Genomic DNA, 517 nt, shown 5'->3' with positions numbered 1-517 from the left:
CTGCAATGACACGACTTCGGCGGTACGCTTGAGCCCCGCTACATTGTCGGCGCGGAATCACTTGACCAGTGAGCTATTACGCACTCTTTCAAGGATGGCTGCTTCTAAGCCAACCTCCTGGTTGTCTCTGCGACTCCACATCCTTTCCCACTTAGCGTACGCTTAGGGGCCTTAGTCGATGCTCTGGGCTGTTTCCCTCTCGACCATGGAGCTTATCCCCCACAGTCTCACTGCCGCGCTCTCACTTACCGGCATTCGGAGTTTGGCTAAGGTCAGTAACCCGGTAGGGCCCATCGCCTATCCAGTGCTCTACCTCCGGCAAGAAACACACGACGCTGCACCTAAATGCATTTCGGGGAGAACCAGCTATCACGGAGTTTGATTGGCCTTTCACCCCTAACCACAGGTCATCCCCCAGGTTTTCAACCCTGGTGGGTTCGGTCCTCCACGAAGTCTTACCTCCGCTTCAACCTGCCCATGGCTAGATCACTCCGCTTCGGGTCTTGAGCGCGCTACT

Annotated in this window: 1 rRNA gene; it reads right to left on the bottom strand. The window is 56.1% G+C overall.

The annotated features are described in order from the left end of the window. Window positions 1-517, bottom strand: a 23S ribosomal RNA gene (locus M1203_RS38530); the annotation flags it as partial.

The organism is Streptomyces sp. 35G-GA-8 (assembly GCF_023534745.1).
Taxonomy (GTDB): domain Bacteria; phylum Actinomycetota; class Actinomycetes; order Streptomycetales; family Streptomycetaceae; genus Streptomyces.
Note: the sequence above shows the minus strand (reverse complement) of the source record. Positions and strands in the feature narration are given on the sequence as shown.